This is a genomic window from Wolbachia endosymbiont (group B) of Aricia artaxerxes, from assembly GCF_964026975.1.
Lineage (GTDB): Bacteria > Pseudomonadota > Alphaproteobacteria > Rickettsiales > Anaplasmataceae > Wolbachia.
Genome location: NZ_OZ034718.1, coordinates 652,842 through 664,672 on the forward strand (window position 1 = coordinate 652,842; position 11,831 = coordinate 664,672).

Genomic DNA, 11,831 nt, shown 5'->3' on the forward strand with positions numbered 1-11,831 from the left:
GGGAGAAAAACCCTGGACTTGAAGTCCATCCTTTTAAGAATATAATTTTAAGGTGAAAAATCTGAAAGAATGTGGAATATTATAGAAAAAGCAGTCACTCTGTATATATATCACATAGTGTGGATAACAAAATATCGATATCCAGTACTAGTTGGAGATATTGGACAGAAAGCTAAAGAAGTTGTACAAGAAGTATGTACAAATAATCAAGTAGAAATTATCAGAGGTAGAGTTGCGTCAAGTCATGTACACGTATACGTTTCTGTACCCCCATACTTAAGTATTAGTAAGTTAGTGCAGTTAATAAAAGGAAAAAGTTCCAGAAAAATCCAGCAAAACTTTCCAGAGCTAAAAAAGAGATATTGGGTTGTGGGCAGTAGGCTAGTTTGTCAGGACTAGCGGAAATGTAACTGACGAAATGATAAAAAATTATATTGAAAATCACTCTAAAAAAGAAGATAAATTTGGTGACTTTCAAGTCGAAAGTTAGCATTCTATGCTCTCTCTCAATCTTTGGATTTTAATCCATAGTGGTTGAATGAAGCAGTATAAACACATGTATTAGGTTCAGAGTTGGCTCTCAGATTCTCTGTTTGTTTTGTCTAATTTTGTCAATTGCAAGGTAAGTGCATAAACCAAGTGTTAAGAAAATAACTATGCTAAGTGGTATGTGATTAGCAAGAAATTTATTATAACTTAAATCTTTCCAACCGAGAGGACTAGATAGAGAAGGATGAGAGGAAAATCTGGGAATTGCTACTACTGCACTTAATGCTGTTAGAATAATAGCGACAGTAGTACATACAAGAGGTAAAATATTCTTTTTATTAAATCTGCCATTAGAATCTTTTAAAATATCAAACATACATACTCCTAGATTACTAAATGTTCGTGATACTAAGGGCTAATTGTAAAATGTTCAATAACTAAATTGGAGATAATAAAAAATGGGCATAGAATATAGACATATAATATGAAGGATATATGCTAGTTAAAATAGGTACGAGAGGAAGCGACCTTGCGCTCATCCAAGCTTTGGAAGCAAAACAAAGATTATTAGAGTCTTTTCCTAATCTATCCGTTGAGATCATTAAAATCAAAACTTCTGGTGATAAGTATGTTAATGTAAATCTTGCTGAAATAGGAGGTAAAGGACTGTTCCTCAGGGAGATTGAGGCTGAATTACTCAAAAATAATATAGATATGGCGGTTCATTCGCTAAAAGATGTACCTGCGTTTTTCTCGAAGGACTTAACAATTCCTTGTGTTTTAGAGAGGCTAAGTCCATGTGATGTATTTATTTCTCATAAATATAAGAGCCTAAAAACTTTGCCACAGCAGGCTACAATTGCAACTTCTTCAATAAGAAGAAAAGTTCAGCTGTTAAATCTCAGGCCAGACTTAAATGTAGTGCCACTGCGTGGAAATGTGACAACTAGACTGCAAAATCAGAATTTTGATGGAATGATTTTAGCTGAAGCAGGGCTGATAAGATTAAAAAAATATTACTTAATTACAGAGGTATTGCCACCAAAAGTCATGTTAAGCGCAGTAGGGCAGGGGGCAATTTGCATTCAATGCCGAAAGAATGATATAAAAGTTATCGATCTTTTAGAGAAAATTAATAATAATATGTCTTTTATAAGGGCAAAATCAGAGCGCAGTTTCATGAAGACAGTAAATGGTTCATGCTTTACGCCGCTTGCAGCTTTAGCAGAATATGTGAGTGAAAACATGCTACATCTTTATTGTATGTTAGCGGGCGAGAGAGTTATATACTTTACTGAACGCACTTCGTTTGTAGAAGATGCAGAAAAAATGGGTATGGATGCAGGATTAGAGTTAAAATCAAAATGCTTATAAGCTTACCTAAAGTATGTGGAATCTACCGTTATAATGTTTTAATGTCTAAAATGACTTGGTTAAATGTTGGTGGCCAAGCTGATGTACTATTTAAGCCACGTGACATTGAAGATCTAATGTGCTTGATAAAAGATGCGGAGTTACCAATTAGCGTTATCGGTGCAACATCCAACATAATAGTGCAAGATAGTGGCATTCGAGGAATAACGGTGAAATTAGGTAAGGAATTTGCGTATATTAAATGTAAAGATAATAGCTCCATAGTTGCAGGTGGTGCTGCACTGCTTAGTAACCTTGCATACTTTGCCGGAGAACAGCAAATTAGTGGGCTTGAGTTTCTTGCTGGAATTCCAGGAACAGTTGGCGGTGGGGTAGAGATGAATGCAGGTGCATATGGTAGTGATATTGCGAGTGTTGTAAAATTTATAAGGGCAGTGAATCTAGAAGATGGAAATTTATATGAATTCTCCAGCGAAGAAATGGGATATTTTTATCGTGGACATAGTCTAAAAGGCAGGTGGATTTTTATTGAAGCTGAATTTAAAGGAGTAAGTTCAGAGTATGAGCTTATATTGCAAAGATTGAAAGAAGTTATTGATAAAAAAAATAAAAGTCAACCAGTAAGAGGAAAAACTGCTGGTTGTATATTCAAAAATCCAATAGGCTGCAAGGCATGGAAACTGATTGATGAGTCTGGCTGCCGAGGATTAAGTAACGGTAGAGCTAAAATTTCTAAGAAACATTGTAATTTTCTACTCAATTACAATAATGCAACTGCACTTGACTTAGAAAACCTTGGCAACAGAGTACAAGATGCAGTAAAAGATAAATTTAACATTGAACTTGAGTGGGAGATAAGAGTGTTAGGTAGATAGCTGCTGCTGATTATCTTAACCTAATTCCAAAAATTATTGTATAATATTATTTTGAGGTTTTATTTTCAATGCGCAAACTTGCAATATTCTTTTCTATACTATTTGCAGTTGTCGCTTACTATTTAAATAATGAAGTGATATTTGAAGTAGCAAAGCTATTTAGTGATATATTCATCAGTTTGTTGAAATTAATCAGTTTACCTTTGGTTTTTCTATCTATCGTATCCACAATTTCAGGGCTTAAAGACTCAATTGAAATTAAAGTATTACTTAAGAAGACGCTGTTTTATACGCTGCTTACAACCATTATAGCTGCATTTGTTGCGCTATCTTTCTATTTATTCATAGATCCAGTAAGAAAAAATTTCATAAGTAACACAATAGAAAGTGTGAGTGACAGCAACCACAATTACTTCTCATACTTAAAATCACTCATTCCATCAAATTTTGTGCAAGTTTTTCTTGAAAATAACGTTATTGGCAGCATATTGATTGCTTTTTTGATGGGTGGAGCTATTATTTCGCTCTCAAAAGAAAAACAGGATATATTACACCAAATATTCTCTGCACTGTTTGATACACTTCTTAAAATTGCTCAAGGGTTGTTAAAGTTTATTCCTCTTGCTGTATGGTCTTTTATCACATGTTTTTTATACGAGTTAAAAGGTGGCAGCGAATTCCATAGTCTTTTTTGGTATTTTGCTTGCATAATGTCTGCAAATTTCGTGCAAGCATTTGTGATTTTACCACTACTCATGTGGTATAAAGGTATATCACCAATTCAGACGCTAAGGGGAGTTATGCCGGCACTCATACTGGCATTTTTTTCTAAATCATCCAGTGCGACACTACCGACAACCATAGACTGTGTGCAAAATCAGCTAAAAGTGCCAAAGAAATTGTCATCTTTTATTCTACCAATATGTACAACTATCAATATGAATGCGTGTGCTGCATTTATTTTAATCACAGTGATGTTTGTTGCGGAGATGAATGGGCACACATTTTCCTTAAGTGAGATGTTCATATGGATTTTCTTAGCTACAGGAGCTGCAATTGGCAACGCTGGAGTGCCGATGGGGTGCTATTTTATGGCAACTAGTTATTTGGTATCAATGAACGTTCCTTTGTACATTATGGGGCTGATTTTACCTATTTATACAATCATTGATATGTTTGAAACTGCAATAAATGTTTGGTCTGATGTCTGTGTAACGCAGATAATTAATAAAGAATGTAAAACTTAGAATGATACTAGACAATCCGATAATAAAAGAGTTTGAAGAGGCTGGTGCGATTTTGCACGGACATTTTGTACTCTCGTCAGGGCTGCACAGCAACACTTACATACAATGCGCTAAAATTTTTGAAAATCCAAGCAGAGCAATGAAGGTTTGTGAGCTATTGGCAAATAAAATAAGAAAAGAGCTTGTTGAACCCATAGACTTAATACTATCTCCTGCAATTGGTGGAATAATTGTGGGTTATGAGATTGGTAGACAGCTTGGAATCCGAACAATATTTTGCGAACGTGTTAATGGTAAATTTGAATTACGCCGTGGATTTGAGATTAAACAAGGTGAGAAGATATTACTAATTGAAGATGTGATTACCACAGGTAAATCTTCACTTGAAGCAGTAAAATGTGCAGAAGAGAAGGGAGGTAAAGTTGTTGTTGAAGCTTCTTTGATAAAGAGAAGTAGTGAAACAAAACTACCTTTTTCTATTATATCTTTGATTGAACTGAACATTCAAAACTATAGCGAGAAAGAACTGCCAAGTGAGTTAAAACAATTACCCATAACGAAACCTGGGAGTAGAGAATATTTAACAAAGTAATTCTATATAGTATATTTTCTCTTGGTTTAGCTAAGGGTTTTATGGGTTTTTTAAATTTTGCCCATAAAACCCCTTTCATGATTAAAAATACACTAAATCTTGGTTTTCACATGTTTCATCTCGTGCAGCAGAAAACAATAAGTCTGCACTCTCATTCAAACTATTTGCAGCAGTCTTTAAAACTTCAGATTTTGCTTCTATAAGTTCGCATTCAATCTTGTCTATTCTTGTATCCAAATCCCTATGTGCATTTTCGATTAACTTATTCATTTCATATTCTAGAAATTTGCTTGATTTTTCACTTTGTTCAGTGAGGAAATCACCTATTTTGCTTGTGATTTCAGGTTTGATAAGACTTTCAATTTTTTCTTCAGTGTATTTTTTTACTGCTTCTTCTACCTGAGTTTTTATTGTCCCAAATTTGGGAGAAAAACCCTGGACTTGAAGTCCATCCTTTTAAGAATATAATTTTAAGGTGAAAAATCTGAAAGAATGTGGAATATTATAGAAAAAGCAGTCACTCTGTATATATATCACATAGTGTGGATAACAAAATATCGATATCCAGTACTAGTTGGAGATATTGGACAGAAAGCTAAAGAAGTTGTACAAGAAGTATGTGCAAATAATCAAGTAGAAATTATCAGAGGTAGAGTTGCGTCAAGTCATGTACACGTATACGTTTCTGTACCCCCATACTTAAGTATTAGTAAGTTAGTGCAGTTAATAAAAGGAAAAAGTTCCAGAAAAATCCAGCAAAACTTTCCAGAGCTAAAAAAGAGATATTGGGTTGTGGGCAGTAGGCTAGTTTGTCAGGACTAGCGGAAATGTAACTGACGAAATGATAAAAAATTATATTGAAAATCACTCTAAAAAAGAAGATAAATTTGGTGACTTTCAAGTCGAAAGTTAGCATTCTATGCTCTCTCTCAATCTTTGGATTTTAATCCATAGTGGTTGAATTCTGGCTTTAGCAAATCTGCAACTTCTGGTCCTACTTTTTTCACTGCTTTTTCAGCTGCATTTTTTGCTGCTTTTTCAGCGTTTGCTTCTACTGACTTTACTGTCTTATCAATTGAAGTCGATATTTTTTTTTCTATTTGATTAGCTTTTTCGCTAGCTATTTTGTTAGCTTTTTCTTCAGCTAAAGTTAGCATTTTTCCTTCTATTTTTTTTACTTCATCTTGAGCTGCTTTTCTAGCTTCTAGTTTTAAATCGTTACCCATTTTAGATATTACTTGATTCGCAGCTTCTTTTGCTGTTTTGCTTATACCAAGAATTTTATCAAACATTCCTGCACGATACACTTGAGAGCCGAAGTTTGATTCGTCAGCCAAATTTTTGTAATTGTATTCTTTCATAATGTACTCCTTAATTTAAAAACTATACTAACATTAATATACAAGTACAAAAATTATATTAATATTAGTATTGCTTTTCAGGGCAGTAGTATAAATTTATAGTACCTTTTGAAAAAATTCATGACTTGACGGCAAAGAGCATTATATTGGTATCATGACTGACTTGGAAAAGATGAGAGAAAAACTGCAAAATCAAATTAATTATCATAATATCTTATATTATCAAAAAAGTAAGCCAGAGATAAGTGATGCTGAATATGATGAACTGAAAAAAAAGTTAGCTGCAATAGAGCCAGAAGCTTATGCAACACAAGATAGTGTTGGTGCTCCGCCTGATGAGAGATTTTCTAAGGTGGAACATCAAGAACCTATGCTTTCTCTTGAGAATGCTTATGATGAGCAAGGTGTAGAAAAATTTTTGTCTAAAATAAAGAGATTTTTAATTGCAGATGAAATAGAGATATTATGTGAGCCAAAAATTGATGGATTGTCATTTTCTGCAATTTATGAAGATGGGAAATTTGTTAAAGCTGCAACTCGAGGTGACGGTTTTGTAGGAGAGGATGTAACTCACAATGTTGCAACAATAAAAGGCTTTCCTAAGTTTTTACAAGATGTGCAAGGAAGACTAGAAGTAAGGGGTGAAATATATATCAGTAACAGCGACTTTTTAAAGTTAAATGAAAATAATGAATTCGCTAATCCTCGAAATGCAGCTGCTGGTTCTTTAAAGCAATTGAATGCGAACATTACAGCAAAAAGGCCTCTTAGATATTTTGCTTATTCTTTAATTGGTGGAATAGAGAAAAGTCAAAGTGAAGTACTAGAAAAACTTGAGAAACTTGGTTTTTGCGTAAATGAGCATCGTTCCTTAACAAGTAGTTTGAATGGAATGCTAAAGTTCTATAACGAGATCTATGATTGTCGTTATAACTTGGATTATGATATCGATGGGATAGTCTATAAAGTGAATGATTTGGTGCTACAAAGTCGTCTGGGAAGTACACACAAAGCGCCACGCTCAGCGCTTGCATATAAGTTTTCTGCGATTTATGCGAAGACAAAGTTAAATAAAATATTTATACAGGTGGGTAGAACGGGGGTTTTAACTCCAGTTGCAGATTTGGTACCAGTTAATATTGGCGGAGTGCTAGTTAGCAGAGCAAGTCTACATAACCAAGATGAGATAAAACGTAAAGATATAAGAGAAGGAGATGTTGTAACAATTAAAAGAGCTGGAGATGTAATTCCTCAAATTGTCAAAGTAGATGAAGGTTCTCGTCATGCAAATATGCCTGAATTTGTGTTTCCTGACATATGTCCTGAATGTGGTAGTAAAGTGCAGATTGAAGGAGTTGCAGTAAGATGTCCTGAAGAATTTAATTGCAAGGCTCAAATAGTAGAAAAACTAAAACATTTTGTGTCAAAAGATGCATTTGACATTGTTGGCCTTGGTGAAAAACAAATAAAGTTTTTTTATGATCTGGAACTAATAAGACAAATTCCAGACATTTTTATTTTAGAGGAAAGATTAAAAGAGTTTTCCTTAAAAGAGCATCATGGTTGGGGCGAGAAGTCAATAGCTAATCTATTAAGTGCTATACAAAGCAGAAGAGTAATCTCTCTAGATAGGTTCATATTTTCTTTGGGTATCAGATTTATCGGCCAAGTTGTAGCAGAATTGCTCGCAAATTATTATGTATCTTATGATAACTGGTATAATTCGATGTCATCAAATGATGTTGAGTTGGTAGGTATAGATGGTATAGGAGAAAAAGTAGCTGAATCTTTAAAATCGTTTTTTTCTCAGGAACGTAACATTAAAATGTTAAATGATCTTACTGCATATCTGCAAATTCTTCCCGTGAGCTCCAACTCTAGCGATTCTTTTTTGAATAACAAAATTATAGTGTTTACTGGTAAGCTACGTGCTATGAGTAGAGGGGAGGCAAAAGTAAGAGCTAAAGTTTTAGGGGCAAAGATCAGTTCAAGCCTTTCTACTAAAACTGACTATTTAATTGCAGGAGAAGATCCAGGTTCAAAATATAAAAAAGCAATGGAATTGGGTGTGGAAATTTTAGATGAAGAACAGTGGAACAGATTGTGCTAAACACAACTTAATCTGACGGGAATGAATTAACTGATAGAAGAATTGAAAACTAATATCAGACTCTTATTTAATACAATTGAAGGTTCTGTCGCATCTATAAATTGTGGTACAAGAAGATCGTTAAACTGGGATTATGGGAGTTATAGAGCAATTAGCATAGCAAAATTCTCAAAAGTAGAAACATTATCATTAGCCCCGATAATTTGTCTTTTTTGAATCATACGAATATTTTCTATGCCGGTAATGGTAATCTTTGCGGAGTGGAAGCTCTTAAAACCAAGCATTGGCTTTATTCGTTTTTTGATAAATCTATGATCTTGTTCGACAATATTATTTAGATATTTTATTTGAAAAACCATGATTCTACAATCTTCAGAAATTTCTGTATTCAAATCATCAAGAGCAGCAGTATTACTGCCGCTTTTATCAATTACTACTTTCTCAGGAAGGTTATTCTCTCTAAAGGCTTTACGAAAGAACGCAAGTGCCGCAGACTTGTCTCTACGAGCACACAACAGAAAGTCTACAGTATTACCAATAGTGCTCTGTATAGATAAACCCATTTGCCGTTTAATTTAACGTAGGTCTCGTCCATTCTCCAGCTACTGCCAACCTGCTTCTTCCTTTTCCTTACCGCTTCATCTATCAGTGGCACAAATCTGATAACCCACCTTTGTAACGTAGCATGATCAATTTTTGCTCCCCTTATACTCAGCATTTCTTCCAAATCTCAATAGCTCAAAGAGAATCTACATTTCATATATACAGATAACATTATTATCTCTGCTGAAAAGCTAAATCCTTTGAAATATGGCAATAATTTTGAACTAATACGAAACATCTTTGCTTTTTTTTTAGATGATCATATCACTTCTTTTCTACTTTCCTACAAATGTTACATACCAGGATTTATAGATGCGACAGAACCTAACGATCTTCTTGTACCACAATTTATAGATGCGACAGAACCATATTTCTTACCTTAAGTTATATATTTTTCACTGTTATTTGATTCACTACAGCTTCATCATTGCTATTCTCAAGTGACTTTAAAGGCTTATTACAATAGTGTATGATTGCGGCAACAACTAAGCAACAAGCTCCAACTGCTACGCCCACTGCTAGCATTTCTAAGTAAACTGCAATAGCTATTCCTGAAATAATTCCAGCTATTGCTAATGTGAAAGCACATACAGTAGGCCGTTTATTTTTTTCTTTACTTCGTGAAGCATCATTATTTAAATTACCTGGCTGTTGATTATTATTTTGAATACCATTTGTTTGATCTGTTGCTACAACTGAAGTTTCTGAGTGTAATCTTTCTGGAACTAATTGTGTATTATTTTCCTCTAGAAAAATTGACTCATTAACATCTTTAAATTCTTCATCTGTGTCGCTTTCTCTAATAGTTGCACGACTTTTATTATAATTTTCTGCATCAAAAAACTTATCCTCACTATTCTCATCAATTTGAGCTTCCGTTTCTCTTATGGTATTCTCCTGCTGATTAGATGGCTCTTGTGCAAAATCTTGCATTTCTTTTACCTCTGACAGTTTCTCGATGATAAGTTTGTATTCATCATTATTTGGTATATTTCTATTGTAATTCGGTAAAGCATTTTTAATATATTCACTAAAATATTTATTTATCTCTGCTAAAATTTTTTGCTGTTCAAAGGTAATTTCTTCAGGATCATCAATATTTACATTGCACACAGCAAAATCTTTAAGAGCTTCTTTCAATTCTGGATGAGATTCCGCATGTTGAACTAGATTCTTAGCCAAACCTTCCAGAAATGGTTTAATGTTCTCTTCTGTAATAGCATTTTTCTGTTCTTCTAGCTTTAGTTCTTCTTCTAAATAATGATCATATTGTTCCAAGATCTCAGAGCTAATTTCGTCTATACTATTAATAATTTGACTCCATGTACCTTGAATGCAGGCACTGCTACCTTCACCATATGTTGTTGACGCTATATATATTTGTTTTAGAAGAATGAACTCTTTTTGCTCTCTCCAGATCTTTTCTATATCTAGATCACTGATTTCTTTAAATAACACATCTACTTTTTTATTGTCGTCTATATCATTTAACAATGTATGTAGTTTCGTTTTATCAAGTTGTTCTGTATCGAAATCTCCAAGTTCTCTTTTTACTGAAGAGAGTTTGCTCATTACTAAATCTTGGTTTTGTGCAATGAGAGTAACTAGCAATTCTTTTTTTTCTTTCAATGGAATGGAAAAATTATCAATAAGTAGTTTTATACGGCCTATAGATTCAGGTATAGTAATTTTTGCATCATCTTTTGTATAATCATATTGTAATCCTTGTGTAGGATATCCTTGGTCATATTCATCGTGGGAGTTCTTTTTTAAATACTTCTTTTTTAGTGCTTCCTTAACTTTATCAATAATATCCCCAATAAAATCTTTATCATTCGGCACAGGATTATCACCTAATGTTTTCTCCATCACACTTCTTTTTTCTTTGTCATTTACACTAAGAAGATTTAGTCTTATTGGATCATTCTGATATTGTTTAAGTAGTTCTATACTTTCTACGTAAGAAGTAGCTGCTTGCTTTAACTGTTCTTCATCTGCTTTCGTCGATTCAACCAGTTTTTTAGCAAGAAAGTTTGTTTTTTTAACTGCTGGACTTGCATGGACAGATTGACGGTCTTGTACAATGCGCAAGTCATCTCTTTTTTGTTCAGGTCTTTGTTTAGGTATCATACCACGTTCAAAGAAAAACCTTTGCATTCCAGGGTCGTGATTATAGAAATGAGATAGTGTGTGTCCTTGCTCATTTCTTGAATTAATTAGAAAAGGATATTTATCATAGTCATCCAGCAAAACCTCTATTCCCCCTGTATAACCGTGTTGTGCAAGATCAAAAAACAAACTCCTTATAGTGCTTTCATCTAGCTTGCGAACATTACTCTTAGATTTTGCTCTTGCTTGAGACCATAATTTTTTCAGACGTTTACAAAAACCCATAGGTTCGTTATTACCTTCTATCTGAGTAATTTTATCTATGAATTCGCAGTATTTCTCAGATTCGGCTAAAGCTTTTGCTCCTTTTGCATCAATATTATTGTCATTTAAATAAAGTCGAGTAAGCTTTGTAAGATTACCATTAGCTAAAGCTTCTACTCCTTCTGCACCAATATTATTGTAACTTAAATCAAGTCGAGTAAGCTTTGTAAGATTAGCTAAAGCTTTTGCTCCTTCGTTACCAATATTATTGTAACTTAAATTAAGTTGAGTAAGCTTTGTAAGATTAGCTAAAGCTTTTGCTCCTTCTTTACCAATATCATTAAACCACAAATCAAGTTTAGTAAGGTTTGTAAGATTACTATTAGCTAAAGCTTTTGCTCCTTCGTTACCAATATTATTGCGATGTAAATCAAGTTCAGTAAGGTTTGTAAGATTACTATTAGCTAAAGCTTTTGCTCCTTCGTTACCAATCTTACAAGAACTGAGAGAAAGTTCTATAATATTTTTGTTCTCTTGCAAAAAGCTTATCAATTTATTGATATCTACTTCTTGATCATGCAAACGTAATCTGTTTCCTCTAGTATACTGAATGAAATTCATTTTTACCTTGTTAATATTCTAATTAATATTTTAACAATTGTCAACTTTACTAATATATTAACTGAACTATATTATAGTTTGCAGAAAATACTGGATTCTATAGCGTTACAACAAATTTGATCATTTACTCTTTTAAAAGACGCAAGAAAAGTGCCTACCTTTGTGAGAGCAGCTCAAATAAAAGCA

General features: G+C 33.5%; 9 protein-coding genes and 3 pseudogenes. 7 read left to right on the forward strand and 5 right to left on the reverse strand.

What is annotated here, in order from left to right:
• Window positions 1-71: 71 nt before the first annotated feature.
• Window positions 72-490, forward strand: a pseudogene (gene tnpA, locus AAGE00_RS02980) (IS200/IS605 family transposase).
• Window positions 491-580: 90 nt separating this feature from the next.
• Here the strand turns inward: tnpA (AAGE00_RS02980) and AAGE00_RS02985 are convergent.
• Entirely contained in the window at window positions 581-865 is a 285-nt protein-coding gene (locus AAGE00_RS02985; RefSeq protein WP_250147184.1) for a hypothetical protein, read from the reverse strand.
• A 119-nt stretch (window positions 866-984) separates the two neighbouring features.
• On the opposite strand from AAGE00_RS02985, the gene hemC reads away from it, so the two are divergent.
• The 4 genes from hemC (at window position 985) to pyrE (ending at window position 4,577) form a co-directional block, all read left to right on the forward strand.
• Window positions 985-1,863, forward strand: a complete 879-nt coding sequence (hemC, locus tag AAGE00_RS02990; protein ID WP_213863767.1) for a hydroxymethylbilane synthase — start codon at window positions 985-987, stop codon at window positions 1,861-1,863.
• The gene (murB, locus tag AAGE00_RS02995) at window positions 1,854-2,738 is read left to right on the forward strand and encodes a UDP-N-acetylmuramate dehydrogenase (RefSeq protein WP_213863766.1); all 885 of its coding nucleotides are present in this window, start codon (window positions 1,854-1,856) and stop codon (window positions 2,736-2,738) included. Before hemC ends, murB begins: the two co-directional genes overlap by 10 nt.
• 68 nt (window positions 2,739-2,806) lie before the next feature.
• Window positions 2,807-3,985 (forward strand): dicarboxylate/amino acid:cation symporter, encoded by a 1,179-nt coding sequence (locus AAGE00_RS03000; RefSeq protein ID WP_213863765.1) that lies wholly within the window; start codon window positions 2,807-2,809, stop codon window positions 3,983-3,985.
• Window position 3,986: 1 nt separating this feature from the next.
• Entirely contained in the window at window positions 3,987-4,577 is a 591-nt protein-coding gene (gene pyrE, locus AAGE00_RS03005) for an orotate phosphoribosyltransferase (protein WP_213863764.1), read from the forward strand.
• An 81-nt stretch (window positions 4,578-4,658) separates the two neighbouring features.
• Here the strand turns inward: pyrE and AAGE00_RS03010 are convergent, their stop codons facing one another.
• Window positions 4,659-4,847: a hypothetical protein gene (locus AAGE00_RS03010; RefSeq protein ID WP_017531751.1), complete on the reverse strand. Its 189-nt coding sequence runs from the start codon at window positions 4,845-4,847 to the stop codon at window positions 4,659-4,661.
• Window positions 4,848-5,071: 224 nt separating this feature from the next.
• Between AAGE00_RS03010 and tnpA (AAGE00_RS03015) the strand changes: the two are divergent.
• A pseudogene (gene tnpA / locus AAGE00_RS03015) lies at window positions 5,072-5,490 on the forward strand (IS200/IS605 family transposase).
• Between the two features lie 16 nt (window positions 5,491-5,506).
• On the opposite strand, the gene AAGE00_RS03020 reads toward tnpA (AAGE00_RS03015), so the two are convergent.
• Window positions 5,507-5,938: a hypothetical protein gene (locus AAGE00_RS03020; RefSeq protein WP_250147183.1), complete on the reverse strand. Its 432-nt coding sequence runs from the start codon at window positions 5,936-5,938 to the stop codon at window positions 5,507-5,509.
• A gap of 154 nt (window positions 5,939-6,092) precedes the next feature.
• Between AAGE00_RS03020 and ligA the strand changes: the two genes are divergently transcribed.
• A complete protein-coding gene (gene ligA, locus AAGE00_RS03025; protein ID WP_213863763.1) occupies window positions 6,093-8,048 on the forward strand; it encodes an NAD-dependent DNA ligase LigA in 1,956 nt (651 codons plus the stop codon).
• Between the two features lie 140 nt (window positions 8,049-8,188).
• On the opposite strand, the pseudogene AAGE00_RS03030 reads toward ligA, so the two are convergent.
• Window positions 8,189-8,889: pseudogene (locus tag AAGE00_RS03030) on the reverse strand (IS6 family transposase).
• 146 nt (window positions 8,890-9,035) lie between these two features.
• On the reverse strand, window positions 9,036-11,645 hold the full coding sequence (locus AAGE00_RS03035; protein ID WP_341815346.1) for a hypothetical protein: 2,610 nt from the start codon (window positions 11,643-11,645) through the stop codon (window positions 9,036-9,038).
• Window positions 11,646-11,831 lie beyond the last annotated feature (186 nt).

What these genes read in the sequence shown, in the direction of transcription:
- AAGE00_RS02985 (WP_250147184.1), bottom strand. Translation starts at nt 865, where the DNA reads ATGTTTGATATTTTAAAAGATTCTAATGGCAGATTTAATAAAAAGAAT.
- hemC (WP_213863767.1), top strand. Translation starts at nt 985, where the DNA reads ATGCTAGTTAAAATAGGTACGAGAGGAAGCGACCTTGCGCTCATCCAA.
- murB (WP_213863766.1), top strand. Translation starts at nt 1,854, where the DNA reads ATGCTTATAAGCTTACCTAAAGTATGTGGAATCTACCGTTATAATGTT.
- AAGE00_RS03000 (WP_213863765.1), top strand. Translation starts at nt 2,807, where the DNA reads ATGCGCAAACTTGCAATATTCTTTTCTATACTATTTGCAGTTGTCGCT.
- pyrE (WP_213863764.1), top strand. Translation starts at nt 3,987, where the DNA reads ATGATACTAGACAATCCGATAATAAAAGAGTTTGAAGAGGCTGGTGCG.
- AAGE00_RS03010 (WP_017531751.1), bottom strand. Translation starts at nt 4,847, where the DNA reads ATGAATAAGTTAATCGAAAATGCACATAGGGATTTGGATACAAGAATA.
- AAGE00_RS03020 (WP_250147183.1), bottom strand. Translation starts at nt 5,938, where the DNA reads ATGAAAGAATACAATTACAAAAATTTGGCTGACGAATCAAACTTCGGC.
- ligA (WP_213863763.1), top strand. Translation starts at nt 6,093, where the DNA reads ATGACTGACTTGGAAAAGATGAGAGAAAAACTGCAAAATCAAATTAAT.
- AAGE00_RS03035 (WP_341815346.1), bottom strand. Translation starts at nt 11,645, where the DNA reads ATGAATTTCATTCAGTATACTAGAGGAAACAGATTACGTTTGCATGAT.